Origin of the sequence: Micromonospora arida (genome assembly GCF_003857035.1) — a bacterium.
Lineage (GTDB): Bacteria > Actinomycetota > Actinomycetes > Mycobacteriales > Micromonosporaceae > Micromonospora > Micromonospora arida.
In genome coordinates this window covers 1-20,317 of the sequence record NZ_QGSY01000303.1, presented here as the reverse complement: position 1 = coordinate 20,317, position 20,317 = coordinate 1, and the positions used below count along the sequence as shown (strand labels likewise).

Annotated in this window: 22 protein-coding genes; 16 read left to right on the top strand and 6 right to left on the bottom strand. The window is 72.5% G+C overall.

Annotated features, from left to right (window positions below; translation table 11 throughout):
* Nucleotides 1-49 precede the first annotated feature (49 nt).
* On the top strand, nucleotides 50-1,099 hold the full coding sequence (locus DLJ58_RS30435; RefSeq protein ID WP_124861634.1) for an ROK family protein: 1,050 nt from the start codon (nucleotides 50-52) through the stop codon (nucleotides 1,097-1,099).
* 41 nt (nucleotides 1,100-1,140) lie between these two features.
* Here the strand turns inward: DLJ58_RS30435 and DLJ58_RS30430 are convergent, their stop codons facing one another.
* Entirely contained in the window at nucleotides 1,141-1,341 is a 201-nt protein-coding gene (locus DLJ58_RS30430) for a DUF397 domain-containing protein (protein WP_124861631.1), read from the bottom strand.
* Between the two features lie 5 nt (nucleotides 1,342-1,346).
* Nucleotides 1,347-2,192 carry a helix-turn-helix domain-containing protein gene (locus tag DLJ58_RS30425; protein ID WP_124861628.1) on the bottom strand — a complete coding sequence of 282 codons (846 nt, stop codon included), beginning with the start codon at nucleotides 2,190-2,192 and terminating at the stop codon, nucleotides 1,347-1,349.
* A gap of 278 nt (nucleotides 2,193-2,470) precedes the next feature.
* Between DLJ58_RS30425 and DLJ58_RS30420 the strand changes: the two genes are divergently transcribed.
* The gene (locus DLJ58_RS30420) at nucleotides 2,471-2,689 is read left to right on the top strand and encodes a hypothetical protein (protein WP_124861625.1); all 219 of its coding nucleotides are present in this window, start codon (nucleotides 2,471-2,473) and stop codon (nucleotides 2,687-2,689) included.
* 195 nt (nucleotides 2,690-2,884) lie between these two features.
* The gene (locus DLJ58_RS30415) at nucleotides 2,885-3,985 is read left to right on the top strand and encodes a D-alanine--D-alanine ligase family protein (RefSeq protein ID WP_091393084.1); all 1,101 of its coding nucleotides are present in this window, start codon (nucleotides 2,885-2,887) and stop codon (nucleotides 3,983-3,985) included.
* Nucleotides 3,986-4,039: 54 nt separating this feature from the next.
* On the opposite strand, the gene DLJ58_RS30410 is transcribed toward DLJ58_RS30415, so the two are convergent.
* A complete protein-coding gene (locus DLJ58_RS30410) occupies nucleotides 4,040-4,723 on the bottom strand; it encodes a DUF3515 family protein (RefSeq protein WP_124861622.1) in 684 nt (227 codons plus the stop codon).
* 9 nt (nucleotides 4,724-4,732) lie between these two features.
* Nucleotides 4,733-4,966 carry an Lrp/AsnC ligand binding domain-containing protein gene (locus DLJ58_RS30405; protein WP_030487446.1) on the bottom strand — a complete coding sequence of 78 codons (234 nt, stop codon included), beginning with the start codon at nucleotides 4,964-4,966 and terminating at the stop codon, nucleotides 4,733-4,735.
* 96 nt (nucleotides 4,967-5,062) lie between these two features.
* Between DLJ58_RS30405 and DLJ58_RS30400 the strand changes: the two genes are divergently transcribed.
* Nucleotides 5,063-6,052, top strand: coding sequence for a thiamine-phosphate kinase (locus DLJ58_RS30400; protein ID WP_124861619.1), 990 nt, complete (start codon nucleotides 5,063-5,065; stop codon nucleotides 6,050-6,052).
* A gap of 29 nt (nucleotides 6,053-6,081) precedes the next feature.
* On the top strand, nucleotides 6,082-6,543 hold the full coding sequence (locus tag DLJ58_RS30395) for a GNAT family N-acetyltransferase (RefSeq protein WP_124861616.1): 462 nt from the start codon (nucleotides 6,082-6,084) through the stop codon (nucleotides 6,541-6,543).
* Between the two features lie 127 nt (nucleotides 6,544-6,670).
* On the opposite strand, the gene rpmB is transcribed toward DLJ58_RS30395, so the two are convergent.
* On the bottom strand, nucleotides 6,671-6,862 hold the full coding sequence (rpmB, locus tag DLJ58_RS30390) for a 50S ribosomal protein L28 (protein WP_011905179.1): 192 nt from the start codon (nucleotides 6,860-6,862) through the stop codon (nucleotides 6,671-6,673).
* A gap of 320 nt (nucleotides 6,863-7,182) precedes the next feature.
* Between rpmB and DLJ58_RS30385 the strand changes: the two genes are divergently transcribed.
* Both DLJ58_RS30385 and recG read left to right on the top strand, forming a co-directional pair.
* Nucleotides 7,183-8,796, top strand: a complete 1,614-nt coding sequence (locus DLJ58_RS30385) for a DAK2 domain-containing protein (RefSeq protein WP_124861613.1) — start codon at nucleotides 7,183-7,185, stop codon at nucleotides 8,794-8,796.
* Entirely contained in the window at nucleotides 8,793-10,991 is a 2,199-nt protein-coding gene (gene recG / locus DLJ58_RS30380) for an ATP-dependent DNA helicase RecG (RefSeq protein WP_124861610.1), read from the top strand. The genes DLJ58_RS30385 and recG overlap by 4 nt, the downstream gene beginning before the upstream one ends.
* Nucleotides 10,992-11,067: 76 nt before the next feature.
* Here recG and DLJ58_RS30375 read toward each other — a convergent pair whose 3' ends face one another.
* Nucleotides 11,068-12,030 carry an LPXTG cell wall anchor domain-containing protein gene (locus DLJ58_RS30375; RefSeq protein ID WP_124861607.1) on the bottom strand — a complete coding sequence of 321 codons (963 nt, stop codon included), beginning with the start codon at nucleotides 12,028-12,030 and terminating at the stop codon, nucleotides 11,068-11,070.
* 398 nt (nucleotides 12,031-12,428) lie between these two features.
* On the opposite strand from DLJ58_RS30375, the gene rsmD reads away from it, so the two are divergent.
* From rsmD to DLJ58_RS30330, 9 genes are all read left to right on the top strand, one after another.
* Nucleotides 12,429-12,992 (top strand): 16S rRNA (guanine(966)-N(2))-methyltransferase RsmD, encoded by a 564-nt coding sequence (rsmD, locus tag DLJ58_RS30370; protein ID WP_124861604.1) that lies wholly within the window; start codon nucleotides 12,429-12,431, stop codon nucleotides 12,990-12,992.
* Nucleotides 12,989-13,471 (top strand): pantetheine-phosphate adenylyltransferase, encoded by a 483-nt coding sequence (gene coaD, locus DLJ58_RS30365; protein ID WP_091393067.1) that lies wholly within the window; start codon nucleotides 12,989-12,991, stop codon nucleotides 13,469-13,471. Before rsmD ends, coaD begins: the two co-directional genes overlap by 4 nt.
* 253 nt (nucleotides 13,472-13,724) lie before the next feature.
* The gene (locus DLJ58_RS30360) at nucleotides 13,725-14,222 is read left to right on the top strand and encodes an SPFH domain-containing protein (protein WP_030335287.1); all 498 of its coding nucleotides are present in this window, start codon (nucleotides 13,725-13,727) and stop codon (nucleotides 14,220-14,222) included.
* Between the two features lie 109 nt (nucleotides 14,223-14,331).
* Nucleotides 14,332-14,895 (top strand): YceD family protein, encoded by a 564-nt coding sequence (locus DLJ58_RS30355; RefSeq protein WP_110562455.1) that lies wholly within the window; start codon nucleotides 14,332-14,334, stop codon nucleotides 14,893-14,895.
* Nucleotides 14,896-14,900: 5 nt separating this feature from the next.
* Nucleotides 14,901-15,074, top strand: coding sequence for a 50S ribosomal protein L32 (rpmF, locus tag DLJ58_RS30350; protein WP_030335284.1), 174 nt, complete (start codon nucleotides 14,901-14,903; stop codon nucleotides 15,072-15,074).
* 114 nt (nucleotides 15,075-15,188) lie between these two features.
* On the top strand, nucleotides 15,189-16,172 hold the full coding sequence (locus tag DLJ58_RS30345) for a phosphate acyltransferase (protein WP_112582010.1): 984 nt from the start codon (nucleotides 15,189-15,191) through the stop codon (nucleotides 16,170-16,172).
* Nucleotides 16,169-17,110, top strand: coding sequence for a ribonuclease III (gene rnc, locus DLJ58_RS30340; protein WP_244219197.1), 942 nt, complete (start codon nucleotides 16,169-16,171; stop codon nucleotides 17,108-17,110). Before DLJ58_RS30345 ends, rnc begins: the two co-directional genes overlap by 4 nt.
* Nucleotides 17,103-17,960, top strand: coding sequence for a bifunctional DNA-formamidopyrimidine glycosylase/DNA-(apurinic or apyrimidinic site) lyase (mutM, locus tag DLJ58_RS30335; protein WP_124861601.1), 858 nt, complete (start codon nucleotides 17,103-17,105; stop codon nucleotides 17,958-17,960). The genes rnc and mutM overlap by 8 nt, the downstream gene beginning before the upstream one ends.
* A 219-nt stretch (nucleotides 17,961-18,179) precedes the next feature.
* On the top strand, nucleotides 18,180-20,317 hold a 2,138-nt coding region (locus DLJ58_RS30330; RefSeq protein ID WP_148098019.1), incomplete at its 3' end, for an MMPL family transporter.

Here is a 20,317-nt window from a genome sequence, read left to right as displayed (position 1 = left end):
GGTTGGCACTAGCCTCGGCTCACACTCATGACGGCGGGAGGCGGTTTCGGTGGGCAGCGCAGGGGTGCCGGTGGTCGTCGGGCTGGACAACGGCGGCACCAGCAACAACGCCACCGTGCTGACGGTGGACGGCCACTTCCTGGTGGACGGGCTGTTGGAGATCCCCAGCGAGGTGCGCGCCGGGCCGGAGGCGGCGATCGAGGCGTTGGCCCAGGCGCTGGACGGCGCCCTGGCGCAGACCGGCGTGCCGCGTGACCTGGTCCAGGCGGTCGGGCTGGACACTCCCGGCCCGGCCAGCGCCGAGGGTGTCATCTCGTCGCGGGGCTCCACCAACTTCTCCCAGCCGGCCTGGCGCGGCTTCGACGTGCGAGGGGCGCTGGAGCGACGGCTCGGGCTGCCGGTGATCTATCACAACGACGGCAACGCGGCCGCGCTCTACGCCCACCACGTCTACTTCGGTGCCGACGCGATGAACCGCTCGTCGGTGTCCGCGATCGTCGGCACCGGCCTCGGCGGCGGTGTGGTCGAGAGCGGTCGGGTGATCGCCGGCGCGGCCGGGATGGCGGGGGAGTTGGGCCACGTGCACATCCCGCTGAACGGGCTGCTCGGCCCGGATCAGCCGGAGCCCACCTGCGCCTGCGGCTTCACCGGAGATGTCGAGAGCGTCGCCTCGCTGACCGGCATCGAACGCAACCTGCTGCCGTACTGGCTGACCCGGTACCCCGACCACCCGCTCGCCGCCGAGCCGGTGGCCCGGGCGGCCAAGCTGGTCCGGGGGTACGGCGAGCGCGAGGACGCCCTCGCGCGGGACCTCTTCACCCAGCAGGCGAAGGCGCTGGGGCGGCTGTTCACCGTCGCCGCGAACTTCACCGACCCGCACGCGTACTTCGTCGGAGGCGGGGTGGTGGAGGCGGCACCGGAGTTCCGCGACTGGTTCCTGGCGACGGTCCGCGAGCACACAGTGCTCCGCGAGGAGCAGGCGGCGGTGGCCACCTTCGCGCTGGTGCCGGACCGGGACATGGCCGGTGCCCGAGGCGTCGCGATCGCCGCGCTGGAGGCGCTGCGCGCTGTTCCGGAGCCCCGCCCGCTGGTTGCCTGAGCCGGCGCGGGCCTCGGCCCGCACCGGCTCGGCACCTCTGGTCAGCGCTGCGGTGGCGCCTGGGCGAAGGCGGCCCAGGCCGCCGTTGGGAACAGCAGGGCCGGGCCGGCCGGGTCCTTGGAGTCGCGGACTGCCACGAACTGTGGGATCGCGGCCACCTCCACGCAGGCGCCTTCGTCGCCGCTGCGGCTGCTCTTGCGCCACGGCGCCGCGGCCAAGGCCGCTGTGATCATCGGGGTCATCGGTCCTACCGTCCCTTCAGGACTGACAGGAGCATCTCGCGGCTGTCCGCCGGGCTGAGCGCCACGCTTCGGAGATGCTCCATGATCTTGGTGCAGGTACGCGTCTCGCCGGCGCGGTCGAGGATCATCTGACCCGCGACGGTCTCCACCGACGCGATGATCGGGTCCTCCGGGTCGGCGAACTCGAGGATGTGCAGGGAACCCCGGGTGCCCCGGTGGTAGCCGGCGGAGAGCGGGATCACCTGGACGCTGATGTTCGGCAACTCGGCCATCTTGACCAGGTGCCGTAGTTGCCCGTTCATCACCGACTGGTCACCGACCGGCCGTAGCAGCGCGCCCTCGTCGATGATCGCGTCGAGGATGGGTGGCTGGTCGGCGGTGAGCCGCTGCTGTCGGTCGAGCCGGATCTTGACCCGCTGCTCCACCAGGTCGTCGCCGAGGGTGTGCGGCCCGCCGCGCATCACGCCACGGATGTAGTCCGCGGTCTGCAACAGGCCGGGCACCACCGAGGGCTCGAAGTTGGCGATGGCGGTCGCCTCGGCCTCCAGCGCGATGAAGTCGATGGTGCGCGGACTCAGCAGGTAGGAGTACGACACCCACCAGCCGGGCTTGCGGGCGTCCTTGGCGAGCTGCACCGCGGCTGCCACCTCCTCGGCACTCACCCCGTACGACGTGAGCAGGGCGCGCACGGTGGCGGGGCTGATCAGGGTCTGGGCGTTCTCGTAGCGGGAGAGGGTGCTGCGGGTGCTGTTGATCTCATCCGCCGCGGTCTCCAGCGTCAGCCCGGCGGCTTCCCGGTGGTGGCGCAGGGCGATGCCGAGCCGGCGGGCGCGGGCTGTCTTCGGAGCCATGCATCGATGGTCGCATACATTTGCGGGAACGTCTGCATGAGAGAACGTCGATGGGAGTTGCATTCACGCCTATACACGTGTCAATCTGTGATGGCGTCCTCACCGCCGGTTGTCGTGGCGACGGTGGTGGTGAGCGACCGGAGGGGATGGGGCGCGCGGCGATCGGGTTTCTCCCCCGTACCCGATCGTCGCGTGCCGCCCCTCCATCCCGGCCTGCCGGAAGGAGACGACGTGCGAACCCGCCCGGAGCCCCCCGCCGTACCCTCGGGCGGCGTGCGATGACCCGCTTCCTCGTGGTGCTCACCGACGTGCGCCCCGTCGAGAGCGTCAACCGCAACGAGCGGGTCGCGCCGGAACGGCGCCGGCAGGTCGTCGGCGCCAGCAGCCGGGAGGCCGCCGACCGCATCGCCGGAGCGTTCATGGCGCTGGGCATGGTGCGGGCCGGTCGACAGCGGGTGAAGGTGATCGCGGTCGGCCGCCGGCACTCCCGGGACTGAGCAGCCCCAGGTCAGCGGTCTGTGGCACGGCTACCATCCGGTTACACACCGTATATCCTCTCCTGACCGTTTGCCGTGTCGTGCCGTGGCTCGCCGGGTATCGCCTCGCCCGGTGGCCACGCACAGTAAGGTCAACCGGGTGAGCGCCACCGGCGAGCACGACCAGCCGCAGTCGCGTACGAAGAGGTGACCGGAGTGACCACCCCAGGCAAGACCCGCGTGGCGATCGTCTTCGGCGGCCGCAGCCCGGAGCACGGCATCTCCTGCGTCAGCGCCGGCAGCGTGTTCGGCGCACTCGACCCGGACGAGTTCGAGGTGGTGCCGGTGGGCATCACCCGGGCCGGCCAGTGGGTGCTGACCAACGGAGACCCCGCCCAGCTCGCGATCAACGCCCGTCAGCTGCCGGAGATCACCGCCGACTCGGGCGACGACATCGTGCTGCGCGCCGACCCCACCGGCAACGGACTCATGGTGCTCGACCCGACCGAGGGCCCCCGGGCGCTGGCCGACGTGGACGTGGTCTTCCCGGTGCTGCACGGCACCTACGGCGAGGACGGCACCATCCAGGGAATGCTGGAGATGGCCGGCATCCCCTACGTCGGGGCGAACGTGTTCGCCTCCGCGGCCGCGATGGACAAGGAGTTCACCAAGAAGCTCTGTGCCGTCGAGGGCATCCCGGTCGGCACGTACGCCGTGCTGCGCAACGGCATGACGCTCAGCGAGCAGGACAAGGAGCGGCTCGGCCTGCCGGTCTTCGTCAAGCCGTCCCGCGCCGGGTCGTCGTTCGGCGTCAGCAAGGTCACCGACTGGGCCGAGCTGGACGCGGCGGTCGCCGCCGCCCGGCAGTTCGACCCGAAGGTCATCATCGAGGCCGCGATCGTCGGCCGCGAGATCGAGTGCGGTGTGCTGGAGGGCGAGGCCGGTGGCACGCCGGAGGCGTCCGTGCTGGCCGAGGTGCGGGTCGTCGCCGACCACGACTTCTACGACTTCGAGGCGAAGTACCTCGACGACTCCTGCGAGTACGACATTCCGGCCAACCTGCCGGAGAAGGTGACCCGCCAGGTGCAGGAGTACGCGGTCCGCGCGTTCACCGCGCTGGACTGCGCCGGTCTGGCCCGGGCCGACTTCTTCGTCACCCCCGAGTTGGACGTCTACCTCAACGAGATCAACACGATGCCCGGCTTCACCCCGACGTCGATGTTCCCGCGGATGTGGGCGGCCTCCGGTCTGGAGTACCCGAAGCTGGTCAACCGGCTGATCCGTACCGCCCAGCGGCGCGGCGTCGGCCTGCACTGAGCCGTCCGACCCCGCCCGCGCAGGTCAGCCGGCGCGGGCGGAGTCGGTTCGAGTTCAGCGCTGGCAGCCGGACGGGATCGCGCCGCCGGAGGGCACGCTCGCCACGATCGTGCTGGAGATCGTCGGCAACCACTGCAACGGCTGCTCGTACGAGCGCGGGACGCGCACGGTGATCAGCGTCTCCCGGTCGACAGTGGAGAGGACCGCCGCGTCGGCCTGCTCGGCCAGGTGCCAGCAGACCCGGTTGACCGTCCAGACCTCGTCGGTGCTGGGGAAGGCCGGCTCGGTGCCGCCGCAGGCCACGGTGAGCGCGGGGTCGCCGTAGGCGGCGTTCTGCTCCGGGCCGGCGGTGACCGGCCGCTGGGCCAGGTCGCGGATGCTCGCCGGAAGCTGGGAGAGCAGGGCCCGGCAGACCGTGGCCGGGCGGGCGGCCAGCGCCGGGGCGGCCATCTCCACCGGGGTGGTGGACTGCACCCGCGCGGTGGTCGCGGAGGGCGTCGGCGCGGCGGCCGGCGTGTCCGGGCTGAGCTTGCTGAAGGCCAGCATGGCCACCAGCAGCGTGATCGGCAGCGCGATCAACGTGGCCAGCAGGGCCGCGCCACGCATGGTCCGATCGCGGCCGGCCGGCGCGGCGGCGGCGGGATCGGTCGACTCCCGGTTACCGTCAGCCGGCTCGGACGTCCCGTCGGCCGCGTCGCGCGCCCCGTCGTCGTCCAGAGCCGAGGAGGAGGTCGTCATCTCGTCCACTTACAGCCGCACCACCGAACACGTGAGGGTGCGAGTGATGCCGGGCACCATCTGCACCTTGCTGACGATGAGTTTGCCGAGCTCGTCGACGGTGTTCGCCTCGGTGAGGACGACCACGTCGTACGGCCCGGTGACGGCGTCGACGCGTACCACGCCGGGGATGTCCGCGATGAGACCCGCCACGTCACGTGCGCGGCCGACCTCGGTCTGGATGAGGATGTACGCCTGTACCACGACTCGACCTCCGTCCGTCGCCGCCCGGGAGCGGCCCGAAGGGTGAAACTACCTTACGGACCAGGTCTGATCCCTATCGGTGGTCAAGGAGCAGCGGTGAGCGAGCACGGCGGAGCCGGGCAGCACGGGCGGAACGCCCGCGGCGGCGTCGGGGTGTCCGGGATCGGGGAGTTCGGGCTGATCGGGAAGATCACCGCCCGGCTGTCGTACGGGCCGACGACCCTGCTCGGCCCGGGCGACGACGCGGCGGTGGTGGCCGCGCCGGACGGCCGGGTGGCGGCCTCCACCGACGTGCTGGTCGACGGGCGGCACTTCCGACGGGACTGGTCCTCCGCCCGTGACGTCGGGCACCGGGCGGCAGCCGCCAACCTGGCGGACATCGCGGCGATGGGTGCCACGCCGACCGCCCTGCTGGTCGCTCTCTGCATGCCGGCGGACCTGGACACCGCCTGGGCGGAGGAGTTGGCGGACGGGCTCTCCGCGGAGGCGGCTACGGTCGGCGCGAGCGTCGTCGGCGGGGACATGTCGGCCAGTCCCACCCTGACCGTCGCGGTCACCGCGCTGGGTGACCTGGCGGGCCGTCCGCCCGTGCTGCGCTCGGGGGCCCGACCGGGCGACGTGCTCGCCCTGGCCGGGCGCACCGGGTTCGCGGCAGCCGGGCTGACCGTGCTGAACCGGGGCTTCCGTACGCCCCGGCTGTTGGTCGAGGCGTACCGGCGGCCGCAGGTGCCCTACCAGGCCGGCCCGCAAGCCGCCCAGCTCGGCGCCACCTCCATGATCGACGTGTCGGACGGGCTCCTCGCCGACCTCGGGCACGTCTCGGCGGCCAGCGGGGTGGCGATCGACGTACGCCGCGACGGGTTCGAGGTGCCCCGGCAGATGGCCGACGCGGCGCAGGCACTCGGCGTCGACCCGTACACCTGGGTCCTCGCCGGTGGCGACGACCACGCGCTGGCCGCGACCTTCCCCCCGGCGGTGGTCCTGCCGTCGGGCTGGCGGCCGATCGGCCTGGTCACCGACGGTGCCGGTGTGACGGTCGACGGCAGCGCCTACGACGGCCCGGCCGGCTGGGACCACTTCCGGTGAGGCCCGCCGGCGGCCGTACCCTGGATACCGTGAGTGAGATCGAGATCCGGGCGGTGCGGTTCGACGCGCCGGTGGCACAGCACCTGATCCACGCCGCACTGGCCGACCTCGGTGCCCGCTACGGCGGCACCGGCGACGACACCCCGGTGGACGCGGCCGAGTTCGAGCCGCCCGACGGCGCGTTCCTGGTGGCCTACCTGGCCGGCGAGCCGGTCGGCTGCGGTGGCTGGCGCAGCCACGGCGCGGACACCGCGGAGCTGAAGCGGATGTACACGGCCCCGGCGGCACGGGGGCGGGGTGTGGCCCGCGCGGTGCTGGCGGCCGTCGAGCGCTCCGCGCGCGAGCAGGGCCGCAAGCGGGTGGTCCTGGAATGCGGCGACAAGCAGCCCGAGGCGATCGCCATGTACGGCTCCGCCGGGTACGAGCGGATCCCGAACTTCGGCTTCTACAAGGACGCGGAGGGCTGCGTCTCCTTCGGCCGCACCCTCTGACCTGCGCGCCTGGCCGGCAGGCCATGCACCGGCGGGCCGCTGTGCGGCGTCTGCCCGGGCACACGACAGAGCCGGCGGACCCTCGGGGTCCGCCGGCTGAGCCGAACGAAAGGTGGGTGCTACCGCGTCAGGCGCGGGTGACCTTGCCGGCCTTGATGCACGAGGTGCAGACCTTCAACTTCTTGGTGTTGCCGCCACCGGCCGGGGTACGCACCGACTGGATGTTCGGGTTCCAGCGGCGGTTGGTCCGCCGGTGCGAGTGGGACACGTTGTGGCCGAAGCCCGGTCCCTTGCCACAGACGTCGCACACGCTAGCCACGGGATACTCCTGGGATTGATACGTTCATGAGGTCGCCGGCAGGTGCTGCCCGGGCAACCTGGTCAGGTTACCCGATGACTCGCCGACCCGGCCAACCGGCCCGGTCCGGCGCTCGCCCGTGCCCCGGCTCACGCCTGGTCGTGGGCCCGTCCGCCCTGTGGTGGGCCGGCCCGGCGGCAAGGGTACCGGAGGCGCTCGCCCCCGCCGCGGCCAGCGCCGGCCGAGGTCGGCGAGGAGCGGCGGCCAGCGCCGGCCCGGGCCGGCGAGGACACGCCGGACGAGTCCGACGAGTGTCGGTGCGCGCCAGTAGGCTTCTGCCCGTGCTGGACACCCTCGACGCCGCCGCGGTCCGCCGCTGGTGCGCGAGCGGGCTGGCCGCACTGAAGCGCCACCAGGGCGAGATCGACCAGCTCAACGTCTATCCGGTGCCCGACGGCGACACCGGCACCAACCTGGTGCTCACCCTCACCTCGGCGCAGCAGGCCCTCGCCATGGATCTGGACACCCTCCCCGACAGCGGGCCGACGGCGCACGGGCACGCGCTGCGGCTGATGGCCCAGGGCGCGCTGCTCGGCGCGCGGGGCAACTCCGGGGTGATCCTTTCGCAGATCCTGCGTGGTTTCGCCGACCAGGCCGCCGGGGTGCCGGCGGTGCGTGGCCGGGAGTTGGCCGCCGCGCTGCGCTCCGGCACCGCCGCCGCGTACACAGCGGTCTCCCGGCCGGTCGAGGGCACCCTGCTCACCGTGGTCGCGGCGGCCGCCACCGCGGCCGAGGGCGCGGACAGCGACGACCTGCGGACGGTTGCCGGCGTCGCGGCCCGGGCGGCGGCCGAGGCGCTCGCCCGCACCCCGGAACAGCTGCCGGCGCTGGCCCGCGCGGGCGTGGTCGACGCCGGTGGCCGAGGGCTGTGCGTGTTGCTCGACGCCCTGGTCGAGGTGCTGACCGGGGAGCGCACGGTCCGGCCCGCCCCGACGCCGCGCTCGGCCCGCCCGGCGGCCACCGTCGCCCGCGAGACCGGTTCGGATGAGTACGCGTACGAGGTGCAGTTCCTGCTCGACGCCCGAGCCGAGGCGGTCGCCGGGCTGCGGCGGGCACTCGACGCCCTGGGAGATTCGCTGGTCGTCGTCGGTGACGGGCGTGAGCCGGAAGGCACCTGGAACGTCCACGTGCACGTCAACGACGTGGGCGCGGCGGTCGAGGCCGGTGTCGCCGCCGGCCGCCCGTACCGCATCTCGGTCACCCGTTTCGCCGACCAGTCGGAGTCGCCCTCCGGCCCGTTGGTGGCCGGCCGGGCCGCGGTGGTGGTGGCCACCGGCGGCGGCATCGCCGACCTGTTCGCCGCCGAGGGCGCCACCGTCGTGCCGGGCAACCCGTCCACGGGTGAGCTGCTGGACGCCGTCCGCAGCACCGGCGCGGCCCGGGTGGTGGTGCTGCCCAACGACGCCAACACCGAGGCGGTGGCGAGCGCGGCCGCCCGCGAGGCCCATCGGTACGGCATCAAGGTGAGCGTGGTGCCGACCCGCTCGCCGGTCCAGGCCCTCGCAGCCCTCGCGGTCCGCGACGGTGACCGCCGTTTCGAGGACGACGTCATCGCGATGGCCGAGGCGGCTGGCGCCTGCCGTTACGCCGAGGTCTGCCACGCCAGCCGGGAGGCGCTGACCGTGGCCGGCCCGTGCCGTCCCGGTGACGTGCTGGCGCTGGTGGAGGGGGAGGTGCACCTGATCGGCACCGACCTCACCGACACCTGCGCGGCCGTGGTCGACCGGATGCTCGGTGGTGGCGGCGAGATGGTCACACTGCTGGCCGGGGTGGACGCTCCGGCCGGGCTCACCGACGCCGTCCGCGCGCACGTCGCGCGACGCTGGCCGTTCGTCGAGGTGCACGCGTACCCGGGCGGCCAGCCGTTTTATCCGCTCCTGGTAGGGATCGAATGAGCGAACCAGCCACGGTGGACACTCCGCTGAAGAAGCTGGTCGGGGACAAGACAGCCAAGGCGCTGGCCTCACACCTCGACCTGCACACCGCGGGTGACCTCGTCTACCACTTCCCGCGTCGCTACGACGAGCGTGGTGAACACACCGACATCCGCTCACTGGACGTCGGTGAGCAGGTCACCGTGCTGGCCCAGGTGCAGCGCACCGCGGTGCGCCCGATGCGTCAGCGGCGGGGCAACCTGCTGGAGGTGACCGTCGGCGACGGCTCCGGCGGGGTGCTGACGTTGACCTTCTTCGGCAACCAGGCGTGGCGCGAGCGCGAGCTGCGCCCAGGCCGGTGGGGTCTGTTCGCTGGCAAGGTCACCGAGTTCCGGGGCAAACGGCAGCTCAACGGCCCGGAGTACGTCCTGCTCGGCGAGAGTGGCGACGGCGAGGCGGCGGTCAGCGACGACATCGAGGAGTTCGCCGGGGCGCTGATCCCCGTCTACCCGGCCGCCGCGGCCGTGCCGACCTGGGTGATCGCGCGCTGCGTGCGCGTCGTACTGGACACCTTCACCCCGCCGGACGATCCACTGCCGAGCGCCGTGCGGGCCAGCCGCAAGCTGGTCGGGCTGGGCCCCGCGCTGACCGAGATCCACCGGCCGTCCAGCAAGGAGGCGCTGCACCAGGCGCGGCGGCGCCTCAAGTGGGACGAGGCCTTCGCCGTTCAGGTGACCCTGGTGCAGCGCAAGCACCGGGCGGCCGACTGGCCGGCCCGGCCCCGCCCGGCGCGCCCGGGCGGGCTGTTGGAAGCCTTCGACGCCCGACTCCCGTACGAGCTGACGGCCGGTCAGCGGGAGGTGGGTGTGGAGATCGCGGCGGACCTGGCCACCCCGCACCCCATGCACCGTCTGTTGCAGGGCGAGGTGGGCTCGGGCAAGACGGTGGTGGCGCTGCGGGCGATGCTCCAGGTGGTCGACGCGGGCGGGCAGGCCGCGCTGCTGGCGCCCACCGAGGTGCTGGCCGCGCAGCACCACCGCGGCATGCTCGACCTGCTCGGGCCGCTCGGGCGGGCCGGTGAGCTGGGCTCCGCCGAGCACGCCACCCGGGTCGAGCTGGTCACCGGCTCGCTGGGCGCGGCGGCCCGTCGCCGGGCGCTCGGCGAGGTGGCCAGCGGTGCCGCCGGCATCGTGCTCGGCACCCACGCCCTGCTCTACGAGGGAGTCGACTTCGCCGACCTCGGCCTGGTGGTGGTCGACGAGCAGCACCGCTTCGGCGTGGAGCAGCGCGACGCACTGCGGGCCAAGGCCGATCAGCCGCCGCACGTGCTGGTGATGACGGCCACCCCGATCCCGCGCACGGTGGCGATGACCGTCTACGGCGACCTGGAGGTCTCCACGCTCTCCCAGTTGCCCCGGGGGCGGTCGCCGATCGCCTCGCACGTGGTGCCGGCCGCCGAGAAGCCCGCCTACCTGGACCGGGCCTGGCGTCGGCTGCGCGAGGAGGTGACCGCCGGCCACCAGGCGTACGTGGTGTGTCCGCGAATCGGTGACGGGCCGACCAGCGACGAGGAACCGCCACCCGAGGACGACAACGGCCGTCGGCCACCGCTGGCGGTCACCGAGGTGGCTCCGCTGCTGGCCGAGGGCCCGCTGCACGGCCTGCGGATCGGGGTGCTGCACGGTCGCCTGCCGGCCGACGAGAAGGACGCGGTGATGCGTTCCTTCGCGGCCGGTGACCTGGACGTGCTGGTGGCGACGACGGTGGTCGAGGTTGGCGTGGACGTGCCGAACGCCACCGTGATGATCGTGCTGGACGCCGACCGGTTCGGCGTCTCCCAGCTGCACCAGTTGCGGGGCCGGGTCGGTCGGGGTGCCGCCCCCGGGCTCTGCCTGCTGGTCAGCGAGGCGGCCGAGGGTTCGTCGGCGCGGGAACGGTTGGACGCGGTGGCGTCCACGAGCGACGGTTTCAAGCTCGCAGAACTGGATCTGGAACAACGCCGCGAGGGCGACGTGCTGGGTGCCACCCAGTCCGGGCACCGCTCGCACCTGCGGTTGCTGTCCCTGCGACGCGACGCCGACCTGATCCGCGACGCCCGCGCCGAGGCGATCACCCTGATCGAGGACGACCCGGAGCTTGCCCGCAGCCCGGCACTGGCCGCCTCGGTGGCCGCACTGGTGGACGAGGACCGCGCGGAGTACCTGGAAAAGGGCTGACCACGCAGGCCACCACATGGTTGAGGGCGCGCCGACCGGGTGGTCGACGCGCCCTCAACTGTCAGAGCGGGTTGTCTCAGGCGGTGAAGCGGACCCGACGACGACGGGCCACCACGAACAGGGCGGCACCGGCGGCCAGCAGCACCACGGCGCCGGCGATGATGCCGCCGGTGGCGGCACCGGTCAGCGGCAGGGCCGGCTCGTCCTTACCGCCACCCTGACCCGGGGCGCAGTCGGCCGGCTGCTCCCAGGCGATCGGCGCGGTGTCGTCGAGGCCCTCGGCGGCCGGCGTGACGACGAGACCCTCGGTCGCGTCGAAGGAGACGGAACCGGTCTCGCCCGGCTTGACGACCAGCGTCTTCACCTCGCCCTTGTTCGGGGTCAGGGTGAGCGTGACGGTCTCACCGTCGGCGGGGTTCTCGATCGTGAAGGTCAGCTTGTCGCAGGTCGACTCGACCGAGCCCACCGGCTCCGCCGGAGCCGGGGTGGCAGTCGGGGTCGGGCTCTGGGTCGGAGGCTGGCTCGGCGACGGCGAGGTGGCAGGGGTGGTCGGGGTGGGGGTCGCCGACGGAGTGGCGGTCGGCGTCGGGCTGCTGGGCGAGGGCGTGGCCTCTGCCGCGCAGGTGCCCTTCGGCTCGGCGGCCACGGTCCGCGACTCGGTCACGATCCGGTCGGAGCGCACCCAGCGGGCCTCGACGGTCAGCTCGATCGTCGGCCGCTTCTGGTCGAAGCGGTGGGCCTGGGTGCCGGTGAGGAAACCCTCGCCCTTCGCGGGGAGAGTGGCGTCCTGCGCCAGGCTGCCGGTGAATTCGGCCGGGACGGTCGACTTCAGCGTGGTGATCTTCGCGTCGATGTTCTCGCTGTTGCCGACCGTCCAGGTCACCTTGACCTGGCCGTCGGAGGTCAGGCAGTAGGTGCCGGAGGGCTCGGGGTGGTGGGCACTCGCGGGGCTCGCGAGGACGCCGACGCCGGCGATGCCGATCAACGCGCCCGCGGCGATGGCCGCGACGCGCCGGAACGGAGACTTGGGAGGGTTCACGCCTGCTCCTGGTGAGGGGGGTACGGATCGCGTGGCGGGAGGCCGGGAGACATCGTGGCCGGGGGGTCACCTGCTCACCGGTGGCGTCGCGCGACGCGGTGGTGTTCCCGCGGCGAAAGCGGGGACAGGGGGAGACTGTACTGATGGGTGGTTAATGAGGGGAGTTCAGATCATTGCCATCCGGCAATGTCACTGATTCGTGATCTTTGATATACCGAAGGTGCCGATCCGGTCACTGGGGAGGGTTCGTCCGCCGTGGCTCCACGGTGGATACCGCACCGTCGGAGCTGCTCAGGTGCTCCCCGTCGTCGCCGGCCGGCCAACTCCCCGGATCCGCGCCGTGCTGACCGGGTCCGGGCCGCATCGCGTAGCGTCGCGGGCATGAGCAGGAGGAAACGGTGACCCGGATCGTGGCCGGGACGCTCGGTGGCCGGCGGATCGCCGCGCCGTCCGGCGCCGGCACCCGACCCACCTCGGACCGGGTCCGGGAGGCGCTGTTCAGTGCCGTCCAGGCCGAGGTCGATCTCGACGGCGCCCGCTTCGCCGACCTGTACGCCGGCTCCGGCGCGGTCGGCCTGGAGGCGCTCTCCCGGGGTGCCCGGCACGTGTTGCTGGTCGAGTCCGACCCGCGGGCGGCCCGGGTGATCCGGGAGAACGTGGCCGCCCTCCGTGCCGGTCCGGCGGCCCGTCTGGTCACCGGCAAGGTGGCGACGGTGCTGGCCGCCGGACCGGACGGCGAGGCGTACGACGTGGTCTTCGCCGACCCGCCGTACGCGGTTCCAGACGAGGAGATCACCGCGCTGTTGGCCGCGCTGGTCGACGGCGGCTGGCTGGCGCCCGACGCGTTGGTGGTGGTGGAGCGGTCCCGCCGTACCAGGGAGTTCGACTGGGTGGAGGGGATCACCCCCGAGCGCAGTCGCCGTTACGGCGATACCACCCTTTGGTACGGTCGCCGATCATGAGACGTGCGGTGTGCCCCGGTTCGTTCGACCCGGTCACCAACGGACACCTCGACATCATCGGGCGGGCCAGCCGGCTCTTCGATGAGGTGATCGTCGGTGTGCTGGTGAATCAGTCGAAGAGTGGCCTGTTCACCGTCGAGGAGCGCATCGAGATGCTCCGCGAGGTGACCTCGTCGTACGGCAACGTGCGGGTCGAGTCGTTCCGAGGGCTGCTGGTGGACTTCTGCCGGGCCCAGCAGGCCAGTGTGCTGATCAAGGGCCTGCGGGCGGTCAGCGACTTCGACTACGAGTTGCAGATGGCCCAGATGAACATCGGTCTGGCCGGCGTCGAGACGCTCTTCATGCCGACCAACCCGCTCTACTCGTTCCTCTCGTCGAGCCTGGTCAAGGACGTGGCCAAGTGGGGTGGCGACATCTCCGCCCACGTCCCCGACCCGGTCCGCGAAGCCCTCCAGGCCCGCCTGGGCCCCCGCCCCTGACCTGCCCCCACGCCCTCGCGATCTTGCACTTGTGGTTTCGGATTGCCCCCTTTCGCCGTGGTCTGGCGCGACCGGAAGTGCAAGATCGGCGCGAGGGAGGCGCGGCGGGAGCTGCGGGTGACTATGTCGCGACTCGCCGGGTTGGGGTGAGTGGGGCGGCGGTGGGGCCGGCACGACATGATTGGTGGCGCGGGGAACGGCCGTAGCCCGCATCATGGAGGTCGGCCGACGAACGACAGGAGTGAGGTAGCCGGTGGACCCGCTCGATCGCATCGACGAACTGATCGCCATCCTGGAGCAGGCCCGCTCCGTCCCGATGTCGCGCAACAACTGCATGGTCGACCGGGGTGAGATGATCGCTGCCCTCGATGAGATGCGTGCCGATCTCCCCGCCGACCTGCGTCGCGCCGCCGCGCTCCTGGAGGAGCGCGACAAGATCATGGAAGCCGGCAAGCGCGAGGCGGACCGGATCATCAGCGAGGGTGAGGCAGAACACGCCCGCCTGGTCTCGGTGAACGAGATCACCGTGTCGGCCGAGCACGAGGGCGCCCGGATCATCGGCGAGGCCCGCGCCGAGGCGCAGCGCCTGCGTGAGGAGGTCGACGACTACGTCGACACCGCGCTGGCCAACTTCGAGCAGTTCCTCACCCGGGCGCTGGCCTCGATAGAGCGCGGCCGGGACAAGATGCACGCGCTGCGAGAGATCGGCACCTTCGCTGGGGATGAGGCGGAACGCCCGCTACCCTTCTGAGCGGCACCTCACCAGCCGACTTCTCAGGCAGGCGTCGCCCCCGGTTCGACGGTCCGGCGGTCGCCCAGGTAACCTTTTTTGTCGGCCTCTCACCGGCCGGAGTCTAACTATGCCCAAGCACTCGCCATCGACACTCAACCCCAGGTCGCCGCTGGTCCTCGACACGAGGGACCTGCCGCGTCGCCCTGGCGCGTTGCGTGAGGTCCAGCGGGTCGTGCCGGCACCGGCGGACCTCGGTGTGGAGTTGATCGGCGTGCCGGAGGGCGCGGACCTCGACCTCGATCTGAGGTTGCAGTCCGTGTCCGAGGGCGTGCTCGTCTCCGGGACCATCACCGGTCCCGTCCGGGGCGAGTGCGGCCGTTGCCTGCGCGAGATCAACGACTCGATGGGCGTGACGATCCAGGAGCTGTACGCGTACGAGGACAGCACCACGGACGCCACGACCGACGAGGACGAGGTGGGCCGGATGCAGGGCGATCTGATCGACCTGGAGCCGGCGCTGCGGGACGCGTTGGTGCTCACGCTGCCGACCAACCCGCTCTGCCGGGAGGACTGCCCAGGACTGTGCCCCGAATGCGGGGCGCACTGGGACGATCTGCCGGCCGACCACAGTCACCAGCAGATCGACCCGCGTTGGGCGGGCCTGTCGCAACTGACCGTTACAGAGGAGTAAGAACCGTGGCCGTCCCGAAGCGCAAGATGTCGCGCAGCAACACCCGGTCCCGCCGGGCGAACTGGAAGGCGACCGTGGTCGCGACCGTTGCGTGCCCGCAGTGCAAGTCCCCGAAGCTGCCGCACGCCGCCTGCTCCGTCTGCGGCACCTACAACGGCCGCCAGGTTCTCGAGGTCTGACCTGGACGCCGAGTGACGCCCCCGACCCCAGGTCGGGCGGCACGCGCATCCTGGCATTCGCCCGGTGCTCCGGCTCCCTCCGACGCCGGCCGGCCCAATCCGGCCGGCGTTCCGGTGGAGCCGGGCGCCGCGCGGATCGCCGTTGACCTCCTCGGCGGGGACGACGCTCCCGCCGTCGTGGTTGACGGCGCTCTGCGGGCCATGCGCGCCGACCCTGACCTGCATCTGCTTCTCGTCGGTCCGACCGAGGTCGCCGACGAGCTGATTGCTGCCCTCGATCCGGCGCAACGTGCCCGGATCACGGTGCGGCCCGTCCGCGACGTCGTCGGCATGGCCGACCATCCCAGCGCCGCCCGCTCCGAGAGCACCGTCCGGGCCGCGGTCACCGCCGTCCGGGACGGGACCGCCGACGCCCTGGTCTCCGCCGGCGCCACCGGCGCCACCGTCACCGCGGCCGTGCTCGGCCTCGGCCGCTCGCCGGAGATCCGCCAACCCGCGCTGGCCGCCACCCTGCCCGCCGTGGCGGGGCCGGTCGTGTTGCTCGACGTCGGCGGCTCCCTGGAACCCCGCCCGGCCACCCTCGCCCGCCACGCCGTGCTCGGCGCCGCGTACGCGGCGGTGGCCCACTCGATCGCCGCGCCCCGGGTCGGGCTGCTCTCGGTCGGCACCGAGGCCGGCAAGGGCGACCGGGTCCGCCGCGCCACCGACCCGCTGCTCGCCGTCGAACCGCTGCCCGGTGGGGCGCGCTACGTCGGCCTGGTCGAGGGGTACGACGTGGCCCTCGGTGCGCGCGCCGATGTCGTCGTCACCGACGGCTTCACCGGTAACGTGCTGCTCAAGGCCATCGAGGGCGCGTACGCGATGGCCGGCGGCCCACCTGCCCAGGGCGGCGCGCCCCGCGCGGCGGCCCTGCTGGGCGTCGCGGGGACGGTGGTCGTCTGTCACGGGTCCGCCCGCGCCGACGACGTCGCCTCCGGCATAGCTCTCGCCGCCCACCTGTGGCGGCGGCGCGCCACCGATCTGGTCTCCGCGTTGCTCGACCGCGACGCCGCGACGGATCGCACCGACCGCTCCACCGACACCGAGGTACGCACATGAGCAACGACAAGCGGCGGCGGGCGTCCGTCGGTCACCTGGAAGCCGCCTTCGGAGTGAGCCTGGAACCCGAGCTGCTCCAGCGCGCGTTGACCCACCGGTCGTACGCGTACGAGAACGGCGGGCTGCCGACCAACGAGCGGCTGGAGTTCCTCGGCGACTCGGTGCTCGGCGTGGTGATCACCACGGCGCTGTTCCACAACCACCCGGACCTGCCCGAGGGTCAGTTGGCCAAGTTGCGGGCCAGCGTGGTCAACATGCGGGCGCTCGCCGACGTTGCCCGCGGTCTGGGCCCGGACGGGCTCGGCGCGTACCTGCTGCTCGGCAAGGGTGAGGAGACGACCGGTGGCCGGGACAAGGCGAGCATCCTCGCCGACACGTTGGAGGCGCTGCTCGGCGCGATCTACCTCCAGTACGGCCTGGACACCACGGGGATCGTCATCCACCGGCTCTTCGACCCGCTGATGGCCGAGTCGGCTGGTCGCGGGGCCGCCCTGGACTGGAAGACCAGCCTCCAGGAGCTGACCGCGGCGCTCGGTCTCGGCGTCCCGGAGTACCGGATCGAGGGCACCGGCCCGGATCACCTCAAGACGTTCACCGCCTGGGTGGTGGTGGCCGGCATCCGGTACGGCGGCGCCGAGGGGCGCAGCAAGAAGGAGGCCGAGCAGCGGGCCGCCGAGGCCGCCTGGCGGACGCTCGCCGAGCAGAACGGCCAGAACGGCGGCGACGGCCAGAACGGCGGCGACGGCCAGGATGGTCGGGCCGGCGACGATCGCCAGGAGCAGCCGACCGTTCGGGACGACTCGGCCGACCGCGACGAGCCGTTCGGGCCGCTGGAGCGCGCCGAGCGGGCGGCTCAGGCCGAGCAGGCCGACCACCTGGCACAGGCACTGCCGGCCGGGGGCGCCGACGGTCACGAGACGGGTCGGCGGCGTGCCTGAGCTGCCCGAGGTGGAGACCGTCCGACAGGGGGTGGCCCAGTGGGTCGTCGGCCGTCGGATCGCCTCCGTCGAGGTTCGTCATCCGCGTGCCGTTCGCCGGCACGCTCCCGGCGATGTGCACTTCGCCGACGTGCTCGCCGGCCGGACGGTGCTGGACGCCCGCCGTCGCGGCAAGTACCTGTGGCTGCCACTGGACAGCGGTGACGCGATCGTCGGGCACCTCGGCATGTCGGGTCAGCTGCTGCTCCAGCCACCCGGGACGACGGACGAGACCCACCTACGGGTCCGGTTCCGGTTCAACGACGACGGCCCGGAGCTGCGCTTCGTCGACCAGCGCACGTTCGGCGGGCTCTCGGTGAGCGAGGGTGGCGCCGAGCTGCCCGACGAGATCGCGCACATCGCCCGCGACCCGATGGACCCGGAGTTCTCCGACGAGGCGTTCGTCGCGGCCCTGCGCCGCCGGCACACCGAGGTGAAGCGGGCACTGCTCGACCAGACCCTGATCTCCGGGGTGGGCAACATCTACGCCGACGAGGCGCTCTGGCGCGCCCAGCTGCACGGCGGTCGACCCACCGACGCGTTGACCGGCCCGGCCGCTCAGCGCCTGCTCGGCCACGTCCGCGACGTGCTGGCCGAGGCGATCAGTGAGGGCGGCACCAGCTTCGACGCCCTCTACGTGAACGTCAACGGCGAGAGTGGCTACTTCGACCGGGCGCTCAACGCCTACGGCCGCGAGGGCGAGCCGTGCCGGCGGTGCGGCTCGCCGATCCGCCGCGAGGCGTTCATGAACCGGTCCTCGTACAGCTGCCCGCGCTGTCAGCCACGGCCTCGGGGTTCCCTCCGGGGATGACCCGGAGCCGGCTCGGGGCGATGCCGGCGGGTCGCGGCGGGTCGCTCCGGGGTGGACCCCGGTGTACGTCCGGATCGGGGTTCGACCCTGGCGGACGCACCCCCGCACCCGGTCCGGTGGTTCCAGGGTGGGCCCGGGTCGATCCCCGATGTGACCGCCTCGTCACGCACCTAACGTCAGCACCGTTGACAGGGGGTTGACGTGACAGGGGGACCCGAGATGGGGAGAAGACCGGTGACGGTGCGGCTGGCGCGGTGGAGCGCCGAGCACCCGTGGCGGGCGATCGCGCTGTGGGCCGTGTTCGTGGCGGTGTGCTTCGTGGGCGGCAACGCCGCCGGACTCAACGAGGCCACCAGCGGTGACCAGGCGATCGGCGAGGCGGGTCGGGCCAGCCTCATCGTGGACGCCGGTGACTTCGACGACCCGGCCGTCGACAACGTCCTCATCACCTCCCGTGGTGGCGCGTTGGACCAGGCGGCGGCGAAGTCGGCGGCCGACGACGCGGCGGCCCGGCTGCGTACGGTCGCCGGGGTGGCCGGGGTGGGCCAGCCGGTCACCGCGCGGGACGGCTCGGCGCTGCTGCTGCCGATCACCATGTCGGGTGACCCGGAGACGGCCTCGGATCGGGTGCAGCCGTTGCGCGACGCGACCGCCACCGTGCAGGACGCGTACCCCGGGCTGCGCGTCGAGCAGGTCGGCGGACCGTCGATCGGCCAGGCCCTCGACGACACACTGGGTAAGGACTTCAAGCGCGCCGAGCTGCTCAGTCTGCCGGTCACCCTGGCGATCCTGATCATCGCGTTCGGCGCGCTGATCGCGGCGAGTGTGCCGGTGCTGCTGGCACTCTCCTCGGTGGCCGCCGCGATGGGTCTGTCCACTCTCGCCTCGCACCTGGTGCCGGCCACCGACACCACGGCACCGGTGATCCTGCTGATCGGCATGGCGGTCGGCGTCGACTACTCACTGTTCTACATCCGTCGGGAGCGGGAGGAACGCGCCAAGGGTCGGTCCGGTCTGGACGCGGTGGAGATCGCCGCGGAGACCTCCGGGCACGCGGTGGTGGTCTCCGGCTTCGCGGTGATCATCTCGATGGCCGGGCTGCTGCTCGCCGGCGACGTGGTCTTCTCGTCCCTCGCCATCGGCTCGATCCTCGTGGTGGCCGTCGCGGTGACCGGTTCACTGACCGTCCTGCCCGCCCTGCTGGCCCGGCTCGGCCGTTGGGTGGACCGGCCCCGGGTGCCGCTGCTCTGGCGACTGACCGCGCCGCGTACCGGCCGGCACGGCGAGCCCCGCGCGCCCCGGCTGTGGCCGGCGGTGCTCCGGCCCGCGCTGCGCGCGCCGGTGGCGACGCTTGTCATCTCGGTCGGGCTGCTGCTCGCGCTGGCCGCGCCGGCGCTCGGCATGAAGCTGAAGTTCCCCGGCATGGAGGACCTGCCTCGCACCACTCCGGCAATGCAGGCGTACGACCGGCTCACTGCCGCCTTCCCGAGCGCCGGCACCAATCACGTGGTGGCCGTCCGGGCACCCGCCGACCAGGTCGACCGGGTACGCGCCGCCCTCACCGGCCTGTCCACCCGTGCGGCCGGCGATCCGCTGTTCGCCCCGGCCGAGGCGGACGGCCCGAAGATCGAGGTGTCGGCCGACCGGCGGGTCTCGGTGCTGGACGTCCCCACCCCGTACGCCAGTCGCGACGACCGGTCGGTGCAGTCGTTGGAGAGGCTGCGCGGGGACCTGGTCCCGGCCGAGCTGCGCGGCATTCCCGGCATCGAGTACGCGGTGGGCGGGAGCGTCGCCGACAGCGAGGACTACGCCCAGCACGTCCGGGACAAGTTGCCGTTGGTCATGGGCTTCGTGCTGGTGCTGACCTTCCTGGTCATGGCGTTCACCTTCCGGTCGGTGGTGATCGCGGCAAGCTCGATCGCGCTGAACCTGCTCTCCGCCGGTGCCGCGTACGGCCTGCTGGTGCTGATCTTCCAGGGCGAGTGGGCGCAGGGGCTGCTCGGCTTCACGTCGATGGGCGCGATCGTGTCCTGGCTGCCGCTGTTCCTGTTCGTGGTGCTGTTCGGCCTCTCGATGGACTACCACGTCTTCGTGGTCAGTCGGATCCGCGAGGGCGTCCGGTCCGGCCTGCCCAACCGTGACGCCGTGTCGTACGGGATCACCTCGTCGGCCGGGGTGGTGACCAGCGCGGCGATCGTGATGGTCGGGGTCTTCTCGATCTTCGCCACGCTGAGCACGATCGACATGAAGCAGCTCGGCATCGGTCTGGCGGCGGCGATCCTGCTGGACGCCACCATCATCCGGGGAGTGGTGCTGCCAGCGTTGATGACCATGCTCGGCGACGCCAACTGGTGGGC

Bases quoted from the DNA above. Each gene is read 5' to 3' on its own strand.
- recG (WP_124861610.1), top strand. From the start codon at position 8,793: ATGAGCGAACCAGCCACGGTGGACACTCCGCTGAAGAAGCTGGTCGGG.
- DLJ58_RS30420 (WP_124861625.1), top strand. From the start codon at position 2,471: ATGACCCGCTTCCTCGTGGTGCTCACCGACGTGCGCCCCGTCGAGAGC.
- DLJ58_RS30430 (WP_124861631.1), bottom strand. From the start codon at position 1,341: ATGACCCCGATGATCACAGCGGCCTTGGCCGCGGCGCCGTGGCGCAAG.
- DLJ58_RS30425 (WP_124861628.1), bottom strand. From the start codon at position 2,192: ATGGCTCCGAAGACAGCCCGCGCCCGCCGGCTCGGCATCGCCCTGCGC.
- DLJ58_RS30410 (WP_124861622.1), bottom strand. From the start codon at position 4,723: ATGACGACCTCCTCCTCGGCTCTGGACGACGACGGGGCGCGCGACGCG.
- coaD (WP_091393067.1), top strand. From the start codon at position 12,989: ATGAGACGTGCGGTGTGCCCCGGTTCGTTCGACCCGGTCACCAACGGA.
- DLJ58_RS30355 (WP_110562455.1), top strand. From the start codon at position 14,332: ATGCCCAAGCACTCGCCATCGACACTCAACCCCAGGTCGCCGCTGGTC.
- rnc (WP_244219197.1), top strand. From the start codon at position 16,169: ATGAGCAACGACAAGCGGCGGCGGGCGTCCGTCGGTCACCTGGAAGCC.